Genomic DNA, 25,126 nt, shown 5'->3' on the forward strand with positions numbered 1-25,126 from the left:
TTGCTCTATCCCGCTTAAGCTCAGGCTTTCAGCTTTTTTGTCCTGTACTTAGAAATAAAATAACAAAACGTAAATCTACCCCCCTCAAACACAGGCGATCGCATTAAGATGAAACACAGAGAACGGAGAATGCCCATTCGCAGGCTTCAAACCGTTCGATCCTAGGGAGGTGAGAGCCATGACGACATTAAGCGTATCTCGTCAAAATATTTCCGCTTTAACAGAAGCCGATGTCAAAACACTGGCAGATCGTCTCGATGCAGATGCCTATGCCAATCCGTTTGAAGGCTTAGACGATTGGCATCTGTTACGGGCGATCGCCTACGAACGACCGGAACTCGTCGAACCCTACATCTATCTATTAGAATTTGAAGACTGCGACGAAAGTTAACTGTTCGCGCGGAGCAGTCTCGAGTTATACGCTTGAATGTCATTACTGACTGGAAAACGGGTTCTCATCGGCTTGACCGGTGGCATTGCTGCCTACAAAGTTTGTGAAGCAATCTCCAGGTTGGCCAAAGACGGTGCGGAGGTTCGCGCTGTCTTGACTTCAGGAGCGGAAGCCTTCGTTACCCCCCTGACGGTGGCGACCCTCTGTCGCCATCCCGCTTACACGGACGCGGATTTTTGGGAGTCCCTGCGCGGCCGTCCCCTACACATCGAACTGGGGGAATGGTCCGATCTTATCGTTATCGCCCCCATGACCGCCAACACCCTAGCCAAACTCGCTAACGGGTTGGCGGATAATTTGCTGACGAACACGATTTTGGCCTCCACCTGTCCCGTGTTGGTGGCACCGGCCATGAATACGGATATGTGGGAACAGATTTCCGTTCGTCGCAATTGGGTACAACTGTTGGAAGACTCCCGATTTCACGGCGTTGCACCGGGTTCGGGACGCTTAGCCTGCGATCGCGTCGGCGTCGGACGCATGGCAGAGGTCGATCGCATCGTCACCCACATCGCCTCGTTACTCCACACCAACGGCGTCAAGGATTTGGACGGACGCCACGTTCTCGTCAGCGCCGGAGGAACCCGCGAATACTTCGACCCCGTGCGTTTCATCGGCAACCCCTCCACCGGGAAAATGGGGGTGGCCGTGGCGCGGGCAGCTGCCCATCGCGGCGCCAAAGTGACCCTAGTGTACGGAGCGGTGACGCCGGAAGCTGTCTCGGATTTAACAGGAATTCGGGGCGTCTCGGTCGCCAACGCCGAAGAGATGGAAGAACGACTGTTTGAATTTCTCCCAGAGGCGGACTGGGTGGTGATGACGGCGGCGGTGGCGGACGTAAAACCCGCCCAGAAATACGGTCAAAAACTGGCGAAAGACCGACTTCCCGAAGCCTTACCTCTGGTTCCGGTATCGGACATTGTGGGACAGTTAGGGGAACGCAAACAACCCCACCAGCGCATTATTGGGTTTGCGGCACAAACGGGAGATATCGTAACGCCTGCGTTAGAGAAGCTGCGTCGGAAAAAACTCGATGCGATCGTCGCCAACCCCATCGATATCCCCAACGCGGGGTTTGGAAGCGATCTCAATCAAGCGGTATTTATCGACGCCGACGGAAACCAAAGTTCGATCGACTCCTGCACCAAGTTAGAGTTAGCCCATTATTTACTCGATTGGGTCGGACGTTTGTGATGATGGGGTAATGGGATGATGGGGCTTTCTCCTCATCTCCCCCTCTCCCCGGCTCCCTTCACGTCGAAATCGCCCGTTCGTACAACTGTCCGGCTCGTTCCCAGGTAAACTGAGTTTCCACGTAAGACCGTCCGTTGTGAGATAGGGTTTCTCGTAACTGGGGGTTTTCAAACAGGCGATCGATCTCTCGGACGTACTCCTCGACGCGGTTCGCCCGCAACGCCCGCAAGGGAATGTCTTCTCCTTCGACGCGCAACCCTTCTAATCCCGCATCGCTCCCAACGACAGGGGTTCCCGCCGCCATCGCTTCTAGGGTTTTGTTCTTAATCCCGTACCCGATTCGCATCGACACCACGCATACCGTCGCTTTGTGTAGGTAGTCCGCCATCGAGGGAACTCGCCCCGTCACGGTGACGCCGGGAATCTCCGCCAGTTGTTGGACTTCGGGAACGGGTTTCGATCCCACTAGGGTTAACTGGGTGTCCGGGTGGCGTTCTTGGACTCGAGGAAGTACCTCTTTGCTTAAAAAGGTTACGGCGTCGATGTTGGCGATGTTGTCCATCGCCCCGACAAAGACGAGGTGATGGCCGCCGGGATCGGCGGGACGCATGGGAAACAGTTCGAGATCGACGCCGTTGGGAATGACGGCGATGCGACTGTCGGGGTTGAAAAATTTCATTTGCGCCCCGTCTTCGGGGGTGGTGACGACGATGTTGGAAAATTTCTGACAGTAGCGGTTTTCGTAGCGGAACAACAGCGGGAGGTTGAGGCGATCGCGCAGGGGACGTTCGGCGGTTCCTGTTTCGATTTGCTGGCGACAGGTTCCGAAGACGGAACTGTGGATGTTGACGAGGGTTTTGAGGTGGTTTCGCCATTGGGGACGGACGAAAATCTCGTTGACGCTGTGTTCGCAGGTGATGGCGTCGTATTTTCCCGATTTTACGGCCCGATCGATCCATTCTTGCATGGGGCGCGATCGATAGGATAAGACACTCGGCGGCGTTCCCCCCACGAGAAACCCCGCAAACCGTTTGGCTTTTTCTAAGGAAGTCGTCTCGTCGCTGGGGGGTCGATCGAACACCACCAGTTCGCTCACGTAACCCCGCAACGCCTCGATTTCCTCCTCCGTTACGCCCGCTTGACGTTGCGTCACCAAGGTTACAGCATGGTACTGATTCAAATACTTGAGTAAATTAAACGTTCTAACTTGTGTTCCGCCTCGACTGGGCGGATAGGGAAAGGTGGCCGATACACTTAAAACGTTCATAAGGCTTAATTTAGGGTTTTCTAAACTGTATCAAATTCCTTCAAAAATATCCCTATTTTTCAATAAATGCAACAAATTAATATATTTTATAAATTTTTATCAAAAATATTAACCACAGATGCACAAATAACACAGAATTCCTGGTTTTTAATGAGTCAAAAAACTAAAATTAAAACTCAAAAATATAACTTAAAATATAACTTAAAAATACCCTCGAACCCCAAAAATCATCAATCCCTCTGTGTCCTCTGTGTCTCTGTGCTAAAAAAACGCGATCGCTTGAAATTCGATCGCCCCAACCTCTACCCTAAAAAAACTCACTTAAAACAACAACTCCAACCATGACCCGAAAACTGCTTTTCGGCGGACTCTGGCTAATTAGCCTCATCTACGCCTTTGGCTTCGCCCCACCCGATCGACCCGAAACCCTCGATTTACTCCTCGACCTTTCCTCGGGAAACTGGAGCGACATCAACCCCATTATCGTCGCCCTATTTAACCTCATGGGCATCTTACCTTTTGCTTATAGTTGCCTGCTTTTCGCCGACGGACGCGGTCAAAAAATCGGGGCTTGGCCGTTTGCTGCGGCATCCTTCGGCGTGGGAGCCTTTGCCATTTTGCCCTATCTCGCCTTACGGGAACCTAACCCCAGCTTTAGCGGCGAGAAAACCGCCGTTCTCAAATTCTGGGATTCGCGGGTTTTAGGCATCATTTTAACCCTGGGATCGATCGTCTGTCTCGCTTACGGAATCAGCCAAGGAGACTGGAACGATTTCCTTCTCCAATGGTACGACAACCGCTTTATTCATGTGATGACTCTCGATTTTTGTATGCTGTGTCTGCTGGTTCCCACCCTTCTCCAAGACGACATGGAACGGCGGGGACTCCACCATCGCGGCGTATTTTGGGCGGCGTCGCTGATTCCCCTGTTGGGATTGGTGATGTATCTGTCGCTGCGTCCGCCGCTTCCCGAGGCTGAGGTGGGTTCAGTGGAAACCGCATCGTCTTAGCGATCGAAATACTTAGCGATCGAAATACAACGTAAACTCTCCCGACTCGCCCCAATCTCCCACCCAAATATAATAATCACCGGATTCCCACCGCCCCGACAACTCAGGCATCCGTTCGGAAACGTCGTCAGAACACAACCGTTCCGACGGCGTTTCCACCAACAGCGTTACGTCCGCCTCCGATTCCACAAACAGCCGCAAATCCTCAATTTCCTCATTTAACGTTACCGCAAAATTCGGCAAACCGCTGATATAGCCACAATCGCGAGTATATTGTTCGCCACCGGAAATTCCCGTAACCGGGAAAGGATCGGGATCGAAATCCGAGGAAAGTCGAATTTGTGCGATCGCCGCTTCATCAAATATCCCGAAGACAAACAGGATAACGGCCAGTTTGAAACCGGGAGAAAAGGGGACAGAAAAAGACATTTTGGGTCAAGCGTGGTGAAATGGGAAATTAAACCGTTCGCAACGCCACGATCGGATCGAGTTTTGCCGCCCGTCGAGCAGGTAACACGCCGAAAATCAAGCCAATACCACCGGAAACACCAGTAGCCAGGACGATGGCTGTAAACGACAAGCCCGCCTGAAACGTGGTGAACTTACTAATTAATAAGATGCCAGACACACCGATTCCGGTTCCCACAAATCCACCCATCACCGATAACAAAACCGCCTCGATGGTAAACTGCATCAAAATATCCGTTTGAGAGGCTCCAATCGCTTTTCGCAGTCCGATTTCTTGAGTTCGTTCCGTCACCGACACCAGCATGATGTTCATAATCCCGATTCCTCCCACAAACAGGGAAATACTCGCCACCGCCGCCAAAAGCGTCGTCAACGCTCCCGTAATCGCACTGGTCGTTTCCTGTAAATCCTTTTGACTGCGAACGGTAAAATCGTCTTCGTCAACAATTTTATGACGCAATCGCAGCAAGTTTTCAATTTGGAACTTGGCCGCGTCCATTTGGGTTTCGTCTTCAATACTGACGTTAATAAACGTTACCGTCAATCCGTAAGGTGAGGTTTGTCCGACGATGCGACTCGCCATCGTCGTCACGGGAACGAAAACAGTTTCGTCGAGATTTGTGCCAAACGTCGAACCTTTTGGCTGCATCACCCCGACCACCGTAAACGTAGCGTTTTTGATGCGAATCGGTTCGCCGATGGGGTTGGTATCGCCGAACAGCCGTTCCGCTATTTCAGAACCGAGGGCGGCAATTTTTCGGTTTCGTTGGACATCGAGGTCGCTAATAAATCGCCCTTGGGCGACATCGAAATCTCTCACGCTGAGCAGTTCGGGGGTGGTTCCGTAAATCGATCCCGAGACGTTTCGATTGCGATAAGAAACCATCTCGCTGCTGTTAAGTTGTGGGGCGACTTTGGACACCGAGGGAATTTGTTCTTCGATGGCTTGAGCGTCTTCCCAAACTAGGGTTTGGGGGGGGTAGACGGGACGACGTTGAGCTTCGGGACTTCCGGGGATGATGAACAGCAGGTTGGTTCCGAGGGAAGATACCTGTTCGGTGACGAATCGCTGGGCCCCTTGTCCTACGCCGATGGTGGCGATGACGGAGGCGTTCCCGATGATGATACCCAACATGGTCAAACTGCTTCGCAGCTTGTTGGACACGAGGGTTTGACCTGCCATTTTGAGGGATTCTACAATGTTCATGGTGCGTTCAGAGTGCGATCGCGGTTCGGGCGGTTTTAGAAATTGACTCGTTCCACCGGGACAACGTTGGATAATTCACTTTTGAGGACAAGTTTCTCTCATGGAAAAACTCAGATCTGTGTTTAGCATTGGGCTGTTCCTGTTTTTGGTCGCCCTGGTCGGTTATTTAAGTGTCAACCTGGTTTTCGCCCTGGTGGAAAAGTTGGCTTGAGGCGACGAGGGGAGGGGTTTAACCCGGCTCGTCTGGGTTAGACCTTTTTTCGATTTTAACGATTTTACCGCTAAGATTGCAGGGGCAAACGTCAGTTTGGATTTTATTTTGTTGGACGTGGAGGGAACTCTTGAAGGGTCGATCGACCCTAAGACGGGTATTTCTCTATTTTTTATATTAATATAAATTGACGTAAAGGTTTTTGAAAACTACTCGATCGCACGTTTGTCTTCTGGTATTATAGTAGGGATAAAATTGAAGTTTGGATTGAGGTAAAATGAACGTATTAGAGCAAGGGCAAAGTAATTTACCTGTCGTCGATTACGAAAAATTATTAACAGTAATATTACAAAATATCCGACAACAAAATCTTTTTACTGTCAGACAAAACCTTGACAATCGAGCCGATCGTATTCTCGTTCAATTAGACGATATTACCTTAAATATTTCTAGACAGCCAATCTCCGATCCAATTTTTGGTAACCCAAGAGGGCGATCGATAACCTTAAACTTGGTCGAAGAGTGCCAAGCTCAATTTCCTGGCTTAATTACCAGCATTCACGACGCAATCTCCCAGCATTTAACCTCGACTCTGCAACAAGAAAATTTCAGATTAGATGGCTTTATAGAAAAATTAAACCGAGAAAATTCGAGCCGTCTCGGACTGCAATTTAATTTTCCCAAGGCGTCCTCCGTGTCCGCATCGGGGTTGGAAACCCAAAAGCATAAATCCGGAAGCGAGTCGCTGCTGAAATTCCACAAAGTGACCATTTCCGTTCGGGATATCCAACAGTTTCAGGAAAATATGAAACGGGGACTCGAAAACTATCTCGAAGAACGGTTGGCGGCGGAAGACGAAGCAGATTTGGAGGACGCTCAGGAGGCTTTAGAAACTTTAATCGATCGAGAAAATTCCGATTTCTACCGTTTGCAGCGGCTGGTGGATACGGAATCCCTGGGAAAACTCAAGAAAGAAGCCAAAATTTGCTATTTGGAGTACCTTCAAAAGCAGCTTGAAGCAGAAGAAAATCCTGATGTGGTTTATTTGAAAGATTTGACGCGGCGACTGAGAGCGATCGAATCCTACATCAACGATTCCGATAAAACCGATGGCGATTACGAGGTTAGCTATCGAGGAGAAACCCTCAATTACAAAGATTGGTTTTCTCGAGCTGAATCTCTCGACGCACTTCCGATTATTCCAATTCTTTCGGACAGTTTGGGAGAAACCACCAGTGAAGACGGAATCGAACGAACTTTCACCTTTGGCGTCAAGTTAAAATTTGGAAATCCCGTTCAGGCTCGTGGCGGAGAGCCAGTTTTCGATTACAACTTGCATATTCTCAACCCAGACAATTGGGATGAACAACTTCAGGAAACTGAACCCGACACCCTGTCTCGAAAAATTTTGAGACGGTTGTTACTTTATTACTTCGTATTTGCAACAGACCACAATTCCAACCAGTTAAATCCTGAAGCGGATATCAATTTCGATGTGGGTCAAAGTTTCGACGATCGCATCTTACCTGTTTTTCAGGGAAACGACGAAGACCTCAAAACACAAACGTTACGTGAATTCGTTCTCGAATTTACGCAAGATTATAATCTCAAAGCTAAAATCAACAAGCTGAAACAGATTTTACAAGAGTTTGTTAAACGAAAAGGAAAATTGTCTGAGGAATATTTTCATCGTAAAATTGGCGTCAGTCGCGCAATTTTAGAAAACGACGAAGACGCTTTGAGTCAAGGTCACATTTTTGAAAATGTCGTCGGTGAAAATCCGAAGAAATGTCTTCGTTACCTGACCATTCGAGAAAATTTCCCTTCCGGAAATACCTTTTGTCAGCTTTCCGCGACCTTCAAATTTGAAGATATTCGCTATTATCAAACTTCCGATCAAGAGAGGTTTGATATTGAGTATGCTGGAATCGAGAGGATTTCTCAGGTTCCCATTTTAGTCACGCCAGATGGAAAGCTGAGTCGAAAAGCCAGTAGCAATAGTTTTCGACACAAAAACATTATTGTATTTTCCTATAACAACCGTCACTTAGATCGAGGCCGATGTAACGCCGTTCGGGGATTTATCTATCGCTTTACGATGTCTCTGTTGTTTTACGTGACGTTGCGAGTCATTTTAGAGGAACTTGAAAAAATTCAGAAACCTCTTTTCGTTCCGATGTTGAGGTTCCACGAAGGAGATTCTGAGAATCCGTCTTTGTCAGAAGAGTTCATGGCGGATTTATCGAAAGTCACGGCTCACTTGTTGAACGATGGACATCGATCGAACTCTCAAGGCGTCCGCATTAAACAGAGGAGTTCGTTCAAAATACAGAATGCGTTGGCGTCTCTGTATTCGGTGTTACCGCAAACCTTTACTTTCAACAATACGTCAGCGACTCAAGAGCCTTCGTTAGATAAGTTAGGCTTGATTGTGGTGTCGAGTTTAGAGAGTGATAGGTTGCGATCGAATCGAGATCGCACCCCGGGAATTTCAACGCTATTTGGGGAATCGATCGGAATTACCGAAACTCATGGAAAAATCCGCATTCAACTGCGAAAAACCTTTTCCCAAAACTATCGCGATCGCGATTTATTCCAACACCCCTCTATTCTCAGCGATATCGTTCATCAGTTCCACCAACATGGCTATCGTCACATTTTATATATCGCACAAGCTCCCTATACGAGCAATCTGAACGTCACGCAAGTTCAGGACGAACGCCAATTTTACTTCATGTCACCAACCCTAATTCGATCGATGGTGGGGGATTTGGAAGACATCCATATTTATCCGATGTTCTTCAACAAGTATTACGTCCGTAAATTACACAGCCTCAAATCCTCGTCTTACCAGCTTCAGGATACGAGTAACCTGCTGAATCTAGTCGAAGATCCCAGTCAGCAGGTGGTGGTCTTTTTTAACTTGTTCAATGGAATCACTGTCGGAAAGCCAGAGGAACGGTTTTATAACGGCGTCATGTCCTATTCGACCCTGTTAAATATTTATCCTGGGGTTCTCGACGACGACGATTTGAGACAGGGACTCATTCGCGACGGGTCTTTGAAACAAGATATCCTGCGATATTTAACTCTCTTTCACTTTTTCCGATTAGAACGGACTCAGCGAAATCCTCAACTCAAGCTAGACCCCTACGAACGGATTATCGGCGAGGATTCCTTGCATAAAAATGCAATTTTCAAACATATGGACGGACGAACCAATTTTAATAACTTGGCATTTTTAACGGAAGTGACTTCGATTTTAAACCCCAAGCCTTCTTCTCAGGAAAAACAGCAAGCGGAGGACACTTAAGATGATCGATCGAGTTGGAGAAAATCTCGGACGGCTGTTTGAGGTCGCGTTTAATATCGGAATTTTGACGGCGATCGAACAGCAGGAAATCCGTCATCGTTTTGGAGACTTGTATCGACGAGACCTCCAGAATTTGGAATTCCCCAAAATGCTGGAACAGATTTGTAGCCAGTCTGAAATTGTCGATCCGGGGGATATCGAAAAAATCAAAATCTGGGGACTGTTTTTAATTCAAAAAGGTTGGCTTTCTGGCTTGAACTTTTTTAAGGAATATCTTCAATCTCTTGAAAAGTATCCGAAGCGTAAGCCAGAAATTCTCTATTATCAATGTTGTTTTTCCAGAGACAACAGTATGGGGGTGTATCCGAAAGATCGACTCGAAGAAATTAAAGACTGGCTGTCTCAACTCGGAGAAGAATTTACCGCCAATTTAGAAGAGATTCAACGAAAGTATGAGAAGAAAAAAGGCGAATTTCTGCAAGCTGATACGCTGTTGTTGTTGCGACACCGACGCAAACTGAAAATCTTGGTGGTCGATTTGTCGGTGTTTTCTGTCAGACAAGCGGAGGATTTGCTGAATCTCGACGATAAAACCTTAGACCATCACCGTCGTCTGCTGCGACGAGAAATCAATTACCTGAAATCGAAAAGCGTTTTCGCGAAACTGCGACTCGATACCGGAAGCGACGACAGCCTCGATTTTGAGTTTTCTGATAAATTGAAGCGATATTTGACTGCATTTAAACGGGAAGATAAGGAAACTGCTAAGTTTATTCAAGCGGGAGGATACGGATACAGCTTCTATCAGTTTTTGAGACACTCCGAGACGATTGACGGAAAAAATATCGCCACTGAAGATATTCACATCAACGTTGTGGGATATAGCGATCGATCCCTCAGTATTATGTCTCTGCGGTCTCAAAACTCCAAACATCTCGAATTTCTCAAAACCTGTCGCGATATCTATTCCCAGGAAACCCGAGATGTGGATATCGCCACTGCGAGACAAGACTTGTTCGACATTATTCGCCGCAACGTCGCCAGAAGCTTTCAGGATGGGAAACCCTTTATCGCGAATTTAACGAACCTTGGTCGAGATACGGTGAATGTCATTACACCTCATCGAGAAGTTCTCGAGGATTTCCAATCTACCCAAGACTTGAGAAGTCCTCACGCTGAAGCGGTGAAGCAGTCTCTCAACTCCGATAAGACCTTTCTCTTTCTCACGGGAAATCCAGGGATTGGAAAAACCACCGCCATTGTCGAATTTTTGAAGTCGAAAGTCGATGAAGGCTTCCTCTTTTTCTACGTCAGTCCTCGCAAACAAGTCAATTTAGACATTATCGAGAAATTCCGAGACTCGCAAACTGGGGAACTCTGCGACCCCCGGCTATTTTGTACTACCACGAACTCTAACTTTCTCGACGAACAGCATTTCAAAAAAGCGGTTCAGTATATTTCAGGACAGCATTCCGGTCGCTTTTCCAGCCACGCCATTCAATTTATCCCCTTCGACGAACCGCCAGCGTCGCGATCGCATTCCTATCGTTCACTCGAACGCATTAGCGATCGCAACATCCAAGACCATTCCAGTAACAAACCTGGCGTGTTGTCCACCCTCTGCGAAGCCATTTACAACGCTATCAACGACCCCATTTCCAATACCGTCGTCGCGACAGCTTGTATTCAATCCCTGAGAATTAACCGACATGGACGAAATACACTCGACCATTTTGAAAAAATTTTTAAGGGATGCTACAACAGCCGAGAAGGACAAGTGAATTTGACGAAGATGCGACAACTCTCCAGTCGCATCAAACATTTATTTATCGCCATAGATGAAATTACGGGAGACGATAGCGGCGTCGAATTTCTCCATGGAATTCATAAAATCATTAAACAATACAACCTGGCGAATCCCGAATCGGGATTTAACCTGAAAGTCATTGTCGCCGATGCGTCGATCGTTGATGGAAATGTCATTCAACAACATCTCGAAGATTCTTCTCCAGAACCCGATAAAATTTTCGTTCGTCAAGTCAAGAACCAAGAAGAAAAATTAGGGGTATTTTGTCAAGACTTAACCTTTAAGAAATTTCCGGCGATCGCCATCAACGCCAACTCCTACCCCGCTAAACGGTTGGCGATTACTTACAAACCATTTATCGAGTCGGTTCGCTATAACCAAGACTGGTTAGCCGAACGACGAGAAAAACTACCGAAAGCCGTCCAAGCGCAAATTTTCGAGGATTTAACCGAACTTCTCCGCAATCCCGATAGCGGTCAAATTTTGGTTTACATCCAAAACAAACGGCGATTGCAAGAGTTAATCGAAGCGATTAAAACCCAAGGAAGTCAAGAGGAATTCGTCAAACGGGAACACTATTTAGAAGTACACTCGAATCTATCGGATGCGGAAAGACAGCAAATTCGAGCGTATCAAAATCAAGTCAAGGTCGTTTTTATGACCTCTTCCGCCAGTCGCGGTTTGTCCTTTCCTAAATCGCGACATATTTTAGTTGAAGTTCCCCAATTCCAAATTGAAACCAATTTAATGGAAATCATTCAGGTGATTTATCGCGGTCGCGGCGAGTTTTGGGAAGGGGGAGAACGCAAAAGTCTGGACGATGCGGAGAAAAACTTAACCTTTTATCTGTGCGATCGCGCCATTTATTACGATGAAAATGCAGACGCAGAAAGCATTCAACTCTCGATGCAAGAAAGTCTCCTCAGTCTGTTAAATTTGTTGGTCATTCTCAAAGCTGCAATTTTGACGCGGATGCGAGGATACGGAAATATCGGACGCTACAAATTTATGATGATTCCTATCGGTGGAAAATCCGTTTCCGCCTCGGGCCAGAGTTTAAGCGGTCAGTTGGCGACCTTGATTCGAGATTTGGAAAAAGAAGCCAATCGCAATCGCCAAAATACCACCGTCAAGGCTTTAGCAGAGAGTTTAAAAACCCTCCTCAGTCGCGGCGAATTTTTATTGAGATCGGAAGACCTTCGCGAAACTCCGTCTGGAACCCCTTATTTGACCCTGCGAGAAACCTTCGATCGCGACTTCAAACAATACTGCGATCGACTCGACAGTTTATTAGACATTCCCCCAGTCCAACAAGGTCACGTTTGCGGAAGTTTATTATTGGTTCCCATTCGCGAAACCACTTTATCCGAAACCTACGAAATGCGGTTATCGGAAATCGAACGATACGCAACCCAGGAAATCTTAAACAAAGCGATCGCCATTCGAGAAAGTCCCGACTCTCCCCCCAATCTCAAAGCATCTGTCAAACGGGGAATCGACCTCATCCAAGAACTGCGTCACCCCCACGAATACACTCAACGACTTCAACAACAGAGTCAGTGGAACGACCAATATTATGCAATTCCCCTATTTACCTTTCTCGTCGGAAACCTCATCCGCGACTATTTCCAGTCTGGCGAACCCGAACCCGAAAAACAAGAGTTTCACAGGATTTTAAAGAGTTATATTCGTCAATTATATCCCTCCGAACAAGTCTTACCCATCGGCGATCGATACCGCGATTTTCCCTTTCTCATTTTCCGCAGTTATAGCCTCGAACATATTCGATCGAAACGCTTTACCGATCGCTATCTTCTCACCTCCACCGAACTCAATATCTTAAATCTAATTTTAGGGGTTGACAAAGAATAAAAAGTATGGTGAAAGCCAAAAGTTTCCGTATTCTCTGTGTCTCAGTGGTGAATCCCTGCACCCCAAAAATATTAAAATCCCTCCTCTCAACCCAATCCCAAAAACTAAGGCGTTCGGGCGCTCACACTCAACTCAAACGGATGAGAACGGGGCGCAACCACATCAATTTGATAAGTCCCACCTCGCTCGATTTTCGCCTGCCAAAATACCACGTTACTCGCTTCCGGAATCCGCTGACCGTTCGGTAAACGTACCGTAAAACTCACCTCCGTCCCCGCAGGCGTAATCGGATACAGTTCCACCGAAAAAATCTGCCCGCCAGCCACCGGAATCAAATAGCGTTTAATGACTTGAGGACGAGTCGTCCCCCTCACTTGAACGTCGTCCTGTCCCGCTGGGAAACTCAACCGTTCGATTTCCACTTGCGACGGTGGCGGCGTGGGAATAATTGGAGTCGGTGTCGGTGTGGGAGTTGGCGTCGGCGTAGGAATCGGAGTTGGCGTTGGCGTCGGAGTCGGCGTCGGCGTCGGCGTCGGAGTCGGCGTTGGCGTCGGAGTTGGAGTTGGAGTCGGAGTCGGAGTTGGAGTCGGAGTCGGCGTTGGCGTGGGGGCTTCCGTCAGGCTTAAACTCAGTTCGTATGCGCCCTCAGAAATACCGCGAACGGTTTTCAGTTGTACCGTATATTGACCGTCCATTTCGAGTTCCCCTTCCCAACCGAAAACCCGCTGCGATCGACCCGCCACCGGGTTTCCCAGGGGGTCGAACACCGTCAACACCACCCGTTCCCCTTCCACAAACGCATTCAATCGCGACCCGGCGTCCGCCTGAAATCGGTAATTGTCCGTACCGTTGGCGTCGAGAACCCCTTGAGTTTGGAACCTCGTCCCTGGGGTCAAATCCAGAATGCGATCGAACGTAATCTCTTCTTCCGGCGTCGGCGTTGGACTCGGCGTTGGACTCGGCGTTGGACTCGGCGTTGGACTCGGACTCGGCGTTGGCGTCTTCGTGGGAATCTCGAACGGCTGTTCCGGTGGGGGATTCCTCCCCTCGTCTCCCGACCCGAAAAACGCTTTCACCAGCGTCCAAGAACTCCACCCCGCCAGTAACGCCAGAACCGCCACCGCCAAGGCCACCACCGCCGGATTTTCCCAAATCGAGGGTTGTTCGCGAATCGACGGGGCCGAACGAGAATCGTTTCGGCTTTGAGACAGGGGTTCCGGTCGGCGTCCGACGGCCACCGTTTGCATTTGCGAAGGTTGCGCGGTGGGAGTCGGGGCGTTTTGAACCGGAACCGTATCGGGTCGGTTCGCCAGTCCAGCTAAGGCGTCGAGGACTTCTTGGGCGCTTCCGTAGCGATCGACCGGACGCTCGGCCAGCATTTTACTCAAAATCTGGCTCAATTGGGGACTGACCGAGGCCCGAGATTGCCAGTTCCAGACAAAATTTCCATCGTCGTAGAGGTCTTGCGGTTCCCGTCCCGTCAACAAGACAATCGCCGTCACCCCCAAAGCGTACAAATCGCTGTGAGGATAGGCGCGTCCGCTTTGCAACTGTTCGCTGGGGGAATACCCGACTTTCCCGACGAGGGTGGCTTGACAAACTGTATCCCCTGCTTGAATTTGCGTGGCCAGTTCCTTGACGACGCCGAAATCAATGGGAACGGGTAAACCGTCGCGGTCGCGGCGGATGAGGTTGTCGGGGGACAAATCCCGATGAACCACCCCCTGACTGTGAATGTAGCTGAGAACGGGCAGCAACTGCCGTAACAGTTGCGTCACTTCCGTTTCCGAAAAGCTTTCCCCGCGACGGCGTCGATCGCGCCAAAGGTCTTGATAGGTCTGTCCCCGCACGTAATCTCGCACGATAAACAGCCGTTGGTTTTCCTCGAAAATGGCTTGAAATTCGGGGATTTGCGGGTGGTGGAGGTGGTAGAGAATTTCCGCTTCCCGTTGAAACAGTTCCTTGGATTTGTCCAAGGCGGCGGGTTCGGTGTTGGTGGGGGCGAACTCTTTCACCGCACATTCTTCGTTGAAGCGTCCGCGATCTTCGGCCAGGTACGTGCGCCCGAACCCTCCTTGTCCGAGGGTTTGCACGATGTTGTAGCGGTTTTGTAAGAGGGTGCCGGGAGAAAGCGGAGGCTGCATAAAGGGCAAAACGTGAAATCAGAGGTGTGGATTTATTTTATCGAGGGGACGAAGGGCTTCAAACGCGGCGAAACCACACTTCCCGAGTCGTCACAATTGCCAAAATAAGAGGAGACCTTCCGTGTTAGGACGGAGTTAATCTCGAATCTGACAGAATCATGGCGATCGCAAGTCCTCCGTTAGAGTTTATCCCGCCGGATTTCAACCCTGGCGTTCGGCAGTTGGCGAAGTTGGCGTTACCCCTCGTGCGGCGGTGGAAAGCCCGAATTCAAGAGGTACGGGGCGAAAACGTCGAACGGTTGGCGCAGCTGTACCGTCAGTTTTGCGACGGCGAAACCCGCTTGCTGGTGGCGTTTCGACATCCGCAACCGACAGATCCCCTCTGTTTGGCGTCGCTGATGTGGGAATTGTTGCCCCAGGTGGCGCGACAGCAGGCGATCGATCTGCCCTCGCCGACCCACTTCCATTTTATTTACGATCGTGGTATTCCCCTCTGGTTGGGGCGAGGGACGGGTTGGGCGTTTTCTAAGTTAGGGGGAACTTCTCTCCGTCGCGGTCAGTTGGATTGGGTGGGATTGCGATCGGCCCGGGAACTGTTGGCTTTCGGTCGCTTTCCCATGGCCGCCGCCCCGGAAGGGGCGACGAACGGCCACAACGAAATTATCAGTCCTTTGGAACCGGGGGTGGCGCAGTTGGCGTTTTGGGCGGCGGAGGACTTGCAGAAGGCGGGAAAATCCCATTCTGTGGCGATCGTTCCGCTGGGAATTCAGTACGAGTTCGTTTCGCCACCGTGGAGATCGATCGCCCGTCGTTTGCAGGAGTTGGAAATCGCCTGTGGGTTGGACTCGGAAGGGTTAGATCCTGATGATTTCGCCTCGCCGGAAGATTGGCTTTATCCTCGGTTGTATCGTCTGGGGGGTCGGTTGGTGGTGTTGATGGAGCAGTTTTACGCCCGCACTTACCAGCAACCGTTACCCCACGAGGGGGAAATGCCCCAGTCCAACGCGGAACTGTCGGAACGGTTGCAGGCGTTGTTGGATGCGGCGTTGCAGGTGTCGGAGTCTTATTTTCACTTGCGGCCGAAGGGGAGTGCGATCGATCGCTGTCGCCGGGTGGAACAGGCGGGATGGGAACGGATTTATCGGGAGGAGATGAAGCAACCGGAACGACTCTCGGCCGTAGAACGGGGACTGCTCGATCGCATTGCGGCGGAATCGCAGTTACGGATGTGGCATATGCGCCTGGTAGAGCATTTCGTCGCTGTCACCGGGGACTACGTGCGCGAAAAGCCTACGGTGGAACGGTTCGCCGATACCCTGGCTTTGTTGCAGGAAACCTTCAATCAAATTTGCGATCGATCGCAACCTTTGAAACCGTTAGGCGATCGACGGGTTCGGCTGACGGTAGGCGATTCCCTGTCCACCCTGGACTTTTGGGATACCTACACTTCGGGGCGTCGCGGAAGCCGTCAGGCGGTGGCGGATTTAACCCAGCAGTTACAAGGGGCCTTAGAACAGACGATTCGCTAGTGGGAGACAACGCGGATATCGTCGAGTCGATCGATCGCCACGTCCGCCGCTTCCAAATGCGCCGCTTCGGGAGTTCCCCAACAAATCCCGATCGATCCCGCCGCCCCCGCCTGCTGTGCCATTTCGATATCGAGGGGGGAATCTCCCACCATCAGGGCGTTTTGAGGTTTGACCCCCAGCGCGTCGCAGGCGTTGGCGAACAGCACCGGATCGGGTTTGCTGGGGCCGCGATCGACCCCCATACGGACGGAAATATAGCGATCGAGCTGGTGTTCTTTCACGAACCGTTCCACCCCGGCCGTGGTATCCGCCGAGAGAATCCCCAACTTCAACCCCGCTTCCGCCAAATGTTGCAGCACGTCGAGAGATCCCACGAACAGCGGCGAGGATTGGGGTTTTCCCAGAATTCGATCGGCATCTTCAAAAGCTTGTTGGGCCACCTTTAACGACTCCATCCAACCCCGTCCCGTCTCCGCCACGAACGCAGCGGCGGCGATGAGGTTTTCCTGACGGCTTCCGATGGCTAAAAGTCCCGTCGGGTCTAGGGTATCGCCGTCGATGCCGTAAGCCATGAGGGTGGATTCTCCCGAACCGGGAATTTGCGCGTCCAGTCGCCGGGCCCGTTGAATTCCCAAAATTCGCAAAAACTCTTGAGAATCCTCGAGCGTGCCATCTTTATCGAACACCACCGCCTCGATATCGCGAAACGTTATGTCGCGGCATTGAATACAAAAAGCCATTTTTAACAGTCAACAGGGAACGGGGAACCGGGAACAGTGAGGCAATGAAGACAGTTTTCTTGCTAGATCTCTTACTATATCCCTACTAGATCGCCGGCATCTTCGAGATGCCGGGGATCTGACCCCATCATCCCATCAACTCAACTCCTTATTTCCCCAAAAATAAGGAGGGAAAAACTTCCCTCCTAAGCGAAAGCGACTGGTATAGTGTGGCGACCAGTCGCTTCAACGGTGTTGGACTTAGTCGGTTGCAGAAACCAATTCGTCTTCGTCGCTGTATTCGCTGTCTGCGTCGGCGTCGCTTCCACCTTGGGCTTTAGCCAACATTTGTTGGCGGAACTTCTCGGCCATTTCCTCGGCTTTCTCGTAGACGAGTTCCGGGTTTTTCACCATGTCGCCGGGTTCCGGTTCCAATTGCTTGGTCGAGAGCGAAATCCGACCCCGTTCGGCGTCTAAGTCAATGATCATGACCTTCAGTTGGTCGTTGACGTTGAAGACGCTGTGGGGGGTGTCGATGTGATCGTGAGAAATCTCCGAAATGTGCAACAAGCCGCTGACGCCGCCGATGTCGATGAACGCACCGTAAGGCTTGATGCCGCGAACGGTTCCGACGACCACTTCGCCGACTTCGAGACCGTTCATCTTATGTTCGACTAAGGCGCGGCGGTGGCTGAGAACCAGACGGTTGCGCTCTTCGTCCACTTCGAGGAATTTCAGGGGCAGGTCTTCACCCACGAGTTCTTCCTTCGGCTTGCGAGTGCTGATGTGAGAGCCGGGAATGAATCCGCGCAGACCTTCGATGCGAACTAAGGCACCACCTCGGTTGGTGGCGAACACGCCGGAATGAACCGTTGCGTCTTCGGCTTGGAGTTGACGGACGCGCTCCCAAGCTCGCATATATTCGATGCGGCGAATGGAGAGGGTCAGTTGCCCGTCTTCGTTTTCATCCATGAGGATGAAGAATTCGCGTGTTTCGTTGGCTTGTAACACCTCGTCAGGAGACTCGACGCGGTTGATCGACATCTCCTGTAGCGGAATGTAGGCAGCGGTTTTCGCACCGATGTCAATCAGAGCGCCCTTCGGCTCTATACTGAATACCGTACCCGCCACGATGTCTCCGGGGCTGAAGTGATAGTCGTACTTGTCGAGTAGGGCGGCAAAATCCTCGTGAGTGAAACCAATATCTCTGTGCGTTGCTACGTTCTGATTGACCATGCGTGTTTTTCCTAGGACTGTATCTCCATAACTGGGGTTTGCCTCCGGCTGATGGGTGTTACAGAGTCGAGCAGGTAGGACGCTAGACGGACTGTAAGAGTTTCGAGCGCGGACTAGCCCTCCTTTGACGAAACACCACATCACCTTCTTCTGAAGGCGATCGATATTAACATATCAAATTCTACCGTACTCTAAAGGATTTCGCTGTTGTTAGAGTGGGGGATTTGATTAATATTTTGCGATCGCACGCTGATGTTTTCGCCGATTTCGGTAACAATAGGGGGGTGGCAGGGTTACGGCCGCGCTATGCAAGAGGGAGGCGTTTCGGATTCGGATTCGACGGCGAGGGTATCTGAGGTTTCGACGCCGCCGTGAAGGTCGAGACGACCGGCCCGCAGTCGATCGAGGGCTTCGACAAAGTCGCGGACTCCTTGAAACTGGCGGTAGACGGACGCAAAGCGCACGTAAGCCACTTCGCTGAGGTCTTTGAGATAGCCTAAGACCATTTCTCCGATTTCGTTGGTGGAAACTTCTCGTTTCGGTCGCTGTTGGAGTTTGGCTTCGATTTCGTCTACGATCGATTCGAGCTGTTCGTAAGAAATCGAGGTTTTTTCGCAAGCCCGCACCATACCGCGCAGGAGCTTCGAGCGATCGAAGGATTCGCGTTTTCCATCTCGCTTGACCGCAGTAATCGGGACGAACTCGATACGTTCGTAGGTGGTAAAGCGGCGGTTACAGGCCAAACACTGTCGCCGACGTCGCACGCTTTGACCCGATTCGGTCGATCGAGATTCTAAAACGCGACTTTCCGTATGTTGGCAGAAAGGACAACGCATAGTATTGAGGGTTTTCGACCCTAAATTGACAAGTTTTTACAAACATGATAACAGACGTGCGACTTAAAGAAAGCCACACGTCTAATAGCGGTGTCGCGAAATTTCGTAAATTTTACGACACTGGGGCTAGGCTGCCATCGCGAACCCTTCGCGATTATTTGCCGATTTTGGGAGTATCGCGGAAGGCAATGGCGAAAAACAACACCGCCAGTGCGGCCACGAGGAAAAAGATGTAAATTACGCTTTCCATAGTTCCTTGGGAAGGGCTTTTTTGTTATGTCCAGTGTATCAAGTCGAACGGTCTAACGAACTGATTGTAGTTACGGAGAACACAATTTTCGTTAGACCGATTCGATTAACCCGAAGTGAAAGTGACGAGTCTACGCGGTTTCTTGGTTGACGCGCGTGGTTTTGTCACCCACTTTCTGGAACGCACCCCATTCGACTTGATCTTCGTCGAGGTCGGGGTCGATCCCTGCAAACACGTCGCGGAACAGCGTCCGAGAACCGTGCCAAATGTGACCGAAGAAGAACAAGAGCGCGAAGCAAGCGTGTCCGTAGGTGAACCAACCGCGCGGGCTAGTCCGGAACACACCGTCAGATTCTAAGGTTTCGCGATCGAACTCGAACGGTTCGCCCAGCTGAGCTTTCCGAGCGTATTTCTTCAACTCGGCCGGGTTGGTGATGGTTTGACCGTCGAGGGCGCCACCGTAGAAGGTCGCCGTCACGCCAGCTTGCTCGAAGCTGTATTTCGATTCAGCCCGACGGAAGGGAATATCCGCCCGGACGACGCCGTCTTTGTCGGTGAGAACCACCGGGAAGGTCTCGAAGAAGTTCGGAATCCGACGCACGCTCAGCTCGCGACCTTCTCCGTCTGTAAAGACCGGGTGTCCCAGCCAGCCTTGGGCCAGACCGTCACCCTCGTTCATCGGACCGACGCGGAACAGACCGCCTTTAGCGGGGTTGTTGCCGACGTAATCGTAGAACGCCAGTTTTTCGGGAATTTGTTCCCAAGCTTCAGAGAGGCTGGCACCAGCGGCAACGCTCGATTGAACGCGACGCTGAATTTCTTCTTGGAAATAGCCTTTATCCCACTGGTAGCGGGTCGGTCCGAACAGTTCGATGGGGGTGGCAGCACTGCCGTACCACATGGTTCCCGCCACGACGAAAGCGGCGAAGAACACGGCGGCGATACTGCTGCTGAGAACTGTTTCGATGTTCCCCATCCGCAAGGCTTTGTACAGCCGCTCGGGGGGACGAACGGAAAGGTGGAACAAACCAGCAATAATTCCGACCACCCCAGCCGCGATGTGGTGGGCGACGATGCCCCCGGCGTTGAAGGGGTTAAAGCCTTCGGGTCCCCAGGCTGGCGCTACGGGTTGAATGCTTCCCGTTAAGCCGTAGGGGTCGGACACCCACATCCCCGGTCCCCAAAGCCCGGTGAGGTGAAACGCTCCGAAACCGAAGCAGAGCAATCCAGACAGAAACAGGTGAATGCCGAACATTTTCGGCAAGTCCAGAGCGGGTTCCCCGGTGCGGGGGTCTCTGAACAGTTCTAAATCCCAGTACACCCAGTGCCAGCAGGCTGCTAAGAACAGCAGACCGGACAGGACGATGTGGGCCAGGGCGACGCCTTCAAAGGACCAGAATCCGGGATCGATTCCGGTTTCTCCGGTGACGCTCCAGCCGCTCCAAGAGCCGGTCACGCCCAGGCGTGCCATGAAGGGCAGCACGAACATCCCTTGACGCCACATGGGGTTCAGTACGGGATCGCTGGGATCGAAGACTGCCAGTTCGTAGAGAGTCATCGATCCCGCCCACCCTGCAACCAGGGCAGTGTGCATCAGGTGTACAGCAATCAATCGCCCTGGATCGTTCAGGACAACTGTGTGTACGCGGTACCAAGGTAGTCCCATTGACTACGCTCCTCCTTTATGACGGGTTAGTCAACGCTTGTCTATTTTACGAGTCTGTATCTTACTCTCGCTTCGATCGCGCGACGCCTTTTTGGGTACGCGAGTCGATGGCGGAGCAATTACAGTTGGGTTAGGCGCTGCTTTAATTAAAGATTATTAAAGAAGTGTATCGATTGTGAGAGTCGATCGCAAGGGATTTTAAGAATCGAGACGCTCCCTTGGCTGTCGTCGTCTTCTGCCATCGACTCGCTTGTGTTTGGGGTCGATTCGGAGACGGTTTTTAATGTTAATTTTTAATACATAAAATTGACGAATTTACTTTTTTGTGCAAGAAGACCTCGCGGGGATCGTCGCGAACCCTGTCCGAGAACGCCTCAAAACGGAAGAGCGATCGCACCGAAAACGGCGATCGCTCTGAAGCCGGCCGAACGAGACCGCATCGGTTATTCGATCGATCGTTCGGTCTCGAAATGGCCCAACTGACAGGTGGCAAAAGAAGTACAGAGTCGTTCGATGACTTTTTCGGCGTCCATCAACCGTTTGAGAACCACGTGGCCGATGGTCAAACCGTTCGTATCGGCTTGAGGGCGCACCTCCACCATCAACACAGCATCTTCGACTTGATGGAGCCACAGCCGCTCGTCCCGCTCGATAATACAAAGATTCAAACGTTGGATATCGGGTTGTCTGCGCCATGCCGTCACGTTCCATAACCCCTGCGTTCCCCAAACCCGAGAAACCGTCCATCCTTCAGACAAGAAAAAGTACTTCACCGATTAACGCTCGCGCTCTCCATTTTTCACAACGAAGTCTACCTTATCTTTAAATGGAGACTTCGGGAATATCCGCCACAGACCAACGGTGTGTTTGAGAATCCTCGCCGTGGGGACAGACGCAGTGGTCTTGTTTCGGACAGTCGGTTCGTCCTAACTGCCATCGCGAGGGAAACGGCGTTCCCTTTTGATAGGCTTGCCAGCGTTCCTGAAACTGCGCCAGTAACCTCGTCAGTCTTTGTCGCGTCTGGCGGTGTTTCTCCTGAGAATAGGCAAACTGCCAATATTGAGGTTCGTCTCCCTCTGAAGCCTCTGCCTGAGATTCGGTAAACCAGTAAGTCATAGAAATATCTTCCGGGTCGTACTCGCTGGTTTCAGCTAAAACAAACGGATAAAGCCAAGTTTGCCAGTTTTTCTCCAGGGATTTCGGCGTTTTCGGACGGGGATAGGTTTTCCAATCGAGGATTTGCGCCGAGCGATCGCGACACACCAGCAAATCGTACCGAACCACCAACAACACCCCCTGAAAACTCAGCGTTCGTTCGTGTTCCGCTTGTCGCCGTTCGGCTGCCACGTCGAGAGGATTCGGCGACAGCAGAACTGGGGCGTTTTCCAAAAAATTCTGCAACCACCGTCCCAGACGAGGCTCTTCTTCCAAAAATCGATCGATGGGCAACCCCAATTCTCGCTGCTGCATCAGCAAGTGAAAACGATTCCCCGCCATCTGCGCTTCCCGGTGTTCGGCTTCCAACGGCGGTTCGCGACGTTCGAGAACCTTTTCCTGAAACAGGCGCGGACAAATTTCCCACAAATTTAAATGATGTTGAGCAATCCGCCAAATCCCCTCTCCCTCTCGTTCGGCGTGGGTTCTCCTCGGCAGAAATTCAGAAATTTTTTCAGACATGGGTTGCCAAAATTTTTCAGTGTGCTATGATAGTAACCTGTCAACGGGGCGTAGCGCAGCTTGGTAGCGCACCACTTTGGGGTAGTGGGGGTCGTGGGTTCAAATCCCGCCGCTCCGATTGCAGATCGAATATCCCCTGAAAAGCCTACTCATCTCCAGCGAGATCGAGTAGGCTTTTTGCAGTGGTAGGGTGTGTGACTTGAAAAATAGGATGTCGAACCTGAAACCGAGAAATCGTCACGCAGCGACCACGTACACCGCCAACATACAAGGGTGTGTGACGGGGCTGGACAATGTTCACCGTTGCCACTCACCGCTCATCTCCTCCAGACCGATCGTCCCCTCACCCCCACCACCACCATGTCTGTCTTGCGGTACTATCTTCTCGTCCTAACCCTGGCGATCGCGGGATTCGTAATCATCCTGTCCGTCGCCGTTCGAGAAGCTCCCACCCCGACGACTACCATGCCCGATCAATCCCCCTTTCTCACCGATCCCTTCCTTCAATTTCCCACCGCTACATCGGTGCGCGTTGTCTGGTTTACCGAATTTCGCGGCTTGCGCCATACCGTCACCGCCAACAACCACACGGAACTCGCCAACACAACTCGCCTCACCCGAACTCGGGAAGATAAAGACTCGAACCTTCCCGACACTGAAAGCCTGGCAACTCCGACTCGCCGCGAGATTTGGCGACACGAAGCCGAAATTCGAGGGCTAACCCCAGGACAACGGATTCCCTACATCGTCAGCAGCCAGCGAGAAGACGGCGAAATCCTCTCCAGTGAAGAATTTACGCTGTTTGCTGCCCCGGCGGTGGGAACGCCGTTGAAAATTCTTTTAACATCCGATCACCAACTGATGCCGATGACGGCGGCGAACTTGCAGAAAGTGGCTGAAACAGTCGGACAGGTCGATGCCGTGTTTCACGCGGGGGATCTGGTTAATATTCCCGATCGCGCTTCGGAATGGTTCGACAGCGACAACGGAAACGCCTTTTTCCCCTGTTTGCAAGGATACGCTGATTACGACTTGCAGAAAAACGGCAGGGTGACGCGGTATCGCGGGGCGGCGATCGTGCAGAACGCACCGCTGTTTCCCACTATCGGCAACCACGAAGTCATGGGACGCTACAGCGGCGAAACGCCCCTCCACGCCCAGTTTAACGATGCGGTTCCCCGCCGCGTTGCCAAGGAACGCTACGAGGAAAATGCCATCGGCGACGATCCCCAGGTGCGCCAAGCTTGGGTGAAAGCCAATTCGTTCAATACCGACACTTACGAGGAAATCTTTTCGATTCCCCACAGCGATCCGGGGGGGAAAACCTATTACGCCAGCAGTTTCGGCGACCTGCGCTTGGTGGTGCTGTACGCTACGAACGTTTGGCGCAAACCGCAAACGGACGAGACGATTAAGGGACGCTATCAGGAACGCACCGAGGATCTCGACGATCCGACGAAATGGGGATACGGACAGCATATCTTCGAGTCGATCGAACCAGGAAGTCCTCAATACGAATGGCTGGTGAAGGAACTCAACAGTCCGGAATTTCGCTCGGCCAAGTATAAAATCGTGATGTTTCACCATCCGCCTCATACTCTCGGGGGAAACATCGTTCCGGCCTATACTGACCCCGTTCCGCAGATCGATCGCGACGAGACGGGGAAAGTTACCGCCGTTCGCTACGAATATCCCAAGGAAAACGATTATTTACAGCGAGACGTACTGCCTTTGTTGGAAGCGGCGGGGGTGCAACTGGTGTATTTCGGTCATTCTCACCTGTGGAATCGCTTCCTCAGCCCTGCTGGAACCCATTATCTGGAGTCGTCGAACGTGGGCAACAGCTACGGCGCCTTTTGGAAAACTCAAACCCGCAAGGTGCCGCGAGACAACGATCCCAACTATGCGGCCACCGGCGATCCTTACGGGTTAGAACCGGTGTTTCCTTCGATCGAACCCTTGAAAAACGAAGTCGGCGAACCGCTGCCTTATATTGCCAGCAACGATATCACCGCTTTTAGCATCTTCGAGACGGAAACGGGTACGGTGACCAGTTATTACTTCGACACGCGAAATCCCGAGTCGGACGTGCGGAAATTCGACGAGTTTCAACTCACAGTTCGTTAATAGGACTGTGGTGAAAAATTCGGGTTCTCAAAAACACCGAGTCTCTGAAAATTTACAGATATCGATCGATATATCCCCCATATAAATACGCAAATCCTACCCGAAAAAATAAAAAATATCCGTATTAAAGCGACGACTTTAA

18 protein-coding genes and 1 tRNA gene are annotated in these 25,126 nt (G+C 51.1%); 8 read left to right on the forward strand and 11 right to left on the reverse strand.

All coding sequences use genetic code 11. From position 1 onward, the window contains the following. The first annotated feature begins 178 nt into the window (after positions 1 to 178). Together isiD and coaBC are read left to right on the forward strand one after the other, a co-directional pair. Positions 179 to 391 (forward strand): protein IsiD, encoded by a 213-nt coding sequence (gene isiD / locus ACP5D4_RS10555; protein ID WP_428011589.1) that lies wholly within the window; start codon positions 179 to 181, stop codon positions 389 to 391. A 36-nt stretch (positions 392 to 427) separates the two neighbouring features. After that, positions 428 to 1,645 carry a bifunctional phosphopantothenoylcysteine decarboxylase/phosphopantothenate--cysteine ligase CoaBC gene (gene coaBC / locus ACP5D4_RS10560; RefSeq protein WP_428011590.1) on the forward strand — a complete coding sequence of 406 codons (1,218 nt, stop codon included), beginning with the start codon at positions 428 to 430 and terminating at the stop codon, positions 1,643 to 1,645. A 58-nt stretch (positions 1,646 to 1,703) separates the two neighbouring features. Here the strand turns inward: coaBC and ACP5D4_RS10565 are convergent, their stop codons facing one another. Continuing rightward, positions 1,704 to 2,912: a glycosyltransferase family 4 protein gene (locus ACP5D4_RS10565; protein ID WP_428011591.1), complete on the reverse strand. Its 1,209-nt coding sequence runs from the start codon at positions 2,910 to 2,912 to the stop codon at positions 1,704 to 1,706. Between the two features lie 341 nt (positions 2,913 to 3,253). On the opposite strand from ACP5D4_RS10565, the gene ACP5D4_RS10570 reads away from it, so the two are divergent. Beyond that, the gene (locus tag ACP5D4_RS10570) at positions 3,254 to 3,922 is read left to right on the forward strand and encodes a DUF2834 domain-containing protein (protein ID WP_428011592.1); all 669 of its coding nucleotides are present in this window, start codon (positions 3,254 to 3,256) and stop codon (positions 3,920 to 3,922) included. A gap of 12 nt (positions 3,923 to 3,934) precedes the next feature. Here ACP5D4_RS10570 and ACP5D4_RS10575 read toward each other — a convergent pair whose 3' ends face one another. Then, complete coding sequence (locus ACP5D4_RS10575; protein ID WP_428011593.1) at positions 3,935 to 4,351, reverse strand: hypothetical protein; 417 nt, start codon at positions 4,349 to 4,351, stop codon at positions 3,935 to 3,937. A 28-nt stretch (positions 4,352 to 4,379) separates the two neighbouring features. Beyond that, entirely contained in the window at positions 4,380 to 5,597 is a 1,218-nt protein-coding gene (locus ACP5D4_RS10580; protein ID WP_428011594.1) for an ABC transporter permease, read from the reverse strand. 722 nt (positions 5,598 to 6,319) lie between these two features. Between ACP5D4_RS10580 and ACP5D4_RS10585 the strand changes: the two genes are divergently transcribed. Both ACP5D4_RS10585 and ACP5D4_RS10590 read left to right on the forward strand, forming a co-directional pair. After that, the gene (locus ACP5D4_RS10585) at positions 6,320 to 9,121 is read left to right on the forward strand and encodes a hypothetical protein (protein ID WP_428011595.1); all 2,802 of its coding nucleotides are present in this window, start codon (positions 6,320 to 6,322) and stop codon (positions 9,119 to 9,121) included. A 1-nt stretch (position 9,122) separates the two neighbouring features. Further along, positions 9,123 to 12,800, forward strand: coding sequence for a helicase-related protein (locus tag ACP5D4_RS10590; protein ID WP_428011596.1), 3,678 nt, complete (start codon positions 9,123 to 9,125; stop codon positions 12,798 to 12,800). 104 nt (positions 12,801 to 12,904) lie between these two features. Here the strand turns inward: ACP5D4_RS10590 and ACP5D4_RS10595 are convergent, their stop codons facing one another. After that, the gene (locus ACP5D4_RS10595; RefSeq protein WP_428011597.1) at positions 12,905 to 14,944 is read right to left on the reverse strand and encodes a protein kinase domain-containing protein; all 2,040 of its coding nucleotides are present in this window, start codon (positions 14,942 to 14,944) and stop codon (positions 12,905 to 12,907) included. Positions 14,945 to 15,102: 158 nt separating this feature from the next. On the opposite strand from ACP5D4_RS10595, the gene ACP5D4_RS10600 reads away from it, so the two are divergent. Beyond that, a complete protein-coding gene (locus tag ACP5D4_RS10600; protein WP_428011598.1) occupies positions 15,103 to 16,473 on the forward strand; it encodes a 1-acyl-sn-glycerol-3-phosphate acyltransferase in 1,371 nt (456 codons plus the stop codon). Here the strand turns inward: ACP5D4_RS10600 and ACP5D4_RS10605 are convergent. From ACP5D4_RS10605 to ACP5D4_RS10635, 7 genes are all read right to left on the reverse strand, one after another. Further along, on the reverse strand, positions 16,470 to 17,213 hold the full coding sequence (locus ACP5D4_RS10605) for an HAD family hydrolase (RefSeq protein WP_428011599.1): 744 nt from the start codon (positions 17,211 to 17,213) through the stop codon (positions 16,470 to 16,472). The genes ACP5D4_RS10600 and ACP5D4_RS10605 overlap by 4 nt on opposite strands. A 240-nt stretch (positions 17,214 to 17,453) precedes the next feature. After that, entirely contained in the window at positions 17,454 to 18,428 is a 975-nt protein-coding gene (locus tag ACP5D4_RS10610; RefSeq protein ID WP_428011600.1) for a 30S ribosomal protein S1, read from the reverse strand. A gap of 293 nt (positions 18,429 to 18,721) precedes the next feature. Beyond that, on the reverse strand, positions 18,722 to 19,264 hold the full coding sequence (nrdR, locus tag ACP5D4_RS10615; protein WP_428011601.1) for a transcriptional regulator NrdR: 543 nt from the start codon (positions 19,262 to 19,264) through the stop codon (positions 18,722 to 18,724). Between the two features lie 154 nt (positions 19,265 to 19,418). After that, positions 19,419 to 19,514 carry a photosystem II reaction center protein T gene (locus tag ACP5D4_RS10620; RefSeq protein ID WP_428011602.1) on the reverse strand — a complete coding sequence of 32 codons (96 nt, stop codon included), beginning with the start codon at positions 19,512 to 19,514 and terminating at the stop codon, positions 19,419 to 19,421. A 130-nt stretch (positions 19,515 to 19,644) separates the two neighbouring features. After that, on the reverse strand, positions 19,645 to 21,180 hold the full coding sequence (psbB, locus tag ACP5D4_RS10625) for a photosystem II chlorophyll-binding protein CP47 (protein ID WP_428011603.1): 1,536 nt from the start codon (positions 21,178 to 21,180) through the stop codon (positions 19,645 to 19,647). Positions 21,181 to 21,623: 443 nt separating this feature from the next. Continuing rightward, positions 21,624 to 21,953, reverse strand: a complete 330-nt coding sequence (locus ACP5D4_RS10630; RefSeq protein ID WP_428011604.1) for a hypothetical protein — start codon at positions 21,951 to 21,953, stop codon at positions 21,624 to 21,626. Positions 21,954 to 22,002: 49 nt separating this feature from the next. Beyond that, positions 22,003 to 22,857 (reverse strand): PD-(D/E)XK nuclease family protein, encoded by an 855-nt coding sequence (locus ACP5D4_RS10635; protein WP_428011605.1) that lies wholly within the window; start codon positions 22,855 to 22,857, stop codon positions 22,003 to 22,005. A 44-nt stretch (positions 22,858 to 22,901) separates the two neighbouring features. Between ACP5D4_RS10635 and ACP5D4_RS10640 the strand changes: the two genes are divergently transcribed. Together ACP5D4_RS10640 and ACP5D4_RS10645 are read left to right on the forward strand one after the other, a co-directional pair. Next, a tRNA-Pro gene (locus tag ACP5D4_RS10640) sits at positions 22,902 to 22,975 on the forward strand. Between the two features lie 242 nt (positions 22,976 to 23,217). Continuing rightward, complete coding sequence (locus ACP5D4_RS10645; protein WP_428011606.1) at positions 23,218 to 24,984, forward strand: metallophosphoesterase family protein; 1,767 nt, start codon at positions 23,218 to 23,220, stop codon at positions 24,982 to 24,984. Positions 24,985 to 25,126 lie beyond the last annotated feature (142 nt).

Origin of the sequence: Baaleninema sp. (genome assembly GCF_049974805.1) — a bacterium.
GTDB lineage: Bacteria > Cyanobacteriota > Cyanobacteriia > Cyanobacteriales > Geitlerinemataceae > Baaleninema.

Excerpts from the sequence above, each read along its gene's own strand:
- ACP5D4_RS10565 (WP_428011591.1), bottom strand. The coding sequence starts at position 2,912 with ATGAACGTTTTAAGTGTATCGGCCACCTTTCCCTATCCGCCCAGTCGA.
- ACP5D4_RS10600 (WP_428011598.1), top strand. The coding sequence starts at position 15,103 with ATGGCGATCGCAAGTCCTCCGTTAGAGTTTATCCCGCCGGATTTCAAC.
- nrdR (WP_428011601.1), bottom strand. The coding sequence starts at position 19,264 with ATGCGTTGTCCTTTCTGCCAACATACGGAAAGTCGCGTTTTAGAATCT.
- ACP5D4_RS10590 (WP_428011596.1), top strand. The coding sequence starts at position 9,123 with ATGATCGATCGAGTTGGAGAAAATCTCGGACGGCTGTTTGAGGTCGCG.
- ACP5D4_RS10575 (WP_428011593.1), bottom strand. The coding sequence starts at position 4,351 with ATGTCTTTTTCTGTCCCCTTTTCTCCCGGTTTCAAACTGGCCGTTATC.
- ACP5D4_RS10620 (WP_428011602.1), bottom strand. The coding sequence starts at position 19,514 with ATGGAAAGCGTAATTTACATCTTTTTCCTCGTGGCCGCACTGGCGGTG.
- coaBC (WP_428011590.1), top strand. The coding sequence starts at position 428 with ATGTCATTACTGACTGGAAAACGGGTTCTCATCGGCTTGACCGGTGGC.
- isiD (WP_428011589.1), top strand. The coding sequence starts at position 179 with ATGACGACATTAAGCGTATCTCGTCAAAATATTTCCGCTTTAACAGAA.
- ACP5D4_RS10605 (WP_428011599.1), bottom strand. The coding sequence starts at position 17,213 with ATGGCTTTTTGTATTCAATGCCGCGACATAACGTTTCGCGATATCGAG.
- ACP5D4_RS10635 (WP_428011605.1), bottom strand. The coding sequence starts at position 22,857 with ATGTCTGAAAAAATTTCTGAATTTCTGCCGAGGAGAACCCACGCCGAA.
- ACP5D4_RS10570 (WP_428011592.1), top strand. The coding sequence starts at position 3,254 with ATGACCCGAAAACTGCTTTTCGGCGGACTCTGGCTAATTAGCCTCATC.
- ACP5D4_RS10595 (WP_428011597.1), bottom strand. The coding sequence starts at position 14,944 with ATGCAGCCTCCGCTTTCTCCCGGCACCCTCTTACAAAACCGCTACAAC.
- ACP5D4_RS10580 (WP_428011594.1), bottom strand. The coding sequence starts at position 5,597 with ATGAACATTGTAGAATCCCTCAAAATGGCAGGTCAAACCCTCGTGTCC.
- psbB (WP_428011603.1), bottom strand. The coding sequence starts at position 21,180 with ATGGGACTACCTTGGTACCGCGTACACACAGTTGTCCTGAACGATCCA.
- ACP5D4_RS10645 (WP_428011606.1), top strand. The coding sequence starts at position 23,218 with ATGTCTGTCTTGCGGTACTATCTTCTCGTCCTAACCCTGGCGATCGCG.
- ACP5D4_RS10610 (WP_428011600.1), bottom strand. The coding sequence starts at position 18,428 with ATGGTCAATCAGAACGTAGCAACGCACAGAGATATTGGTTTCACTCAC.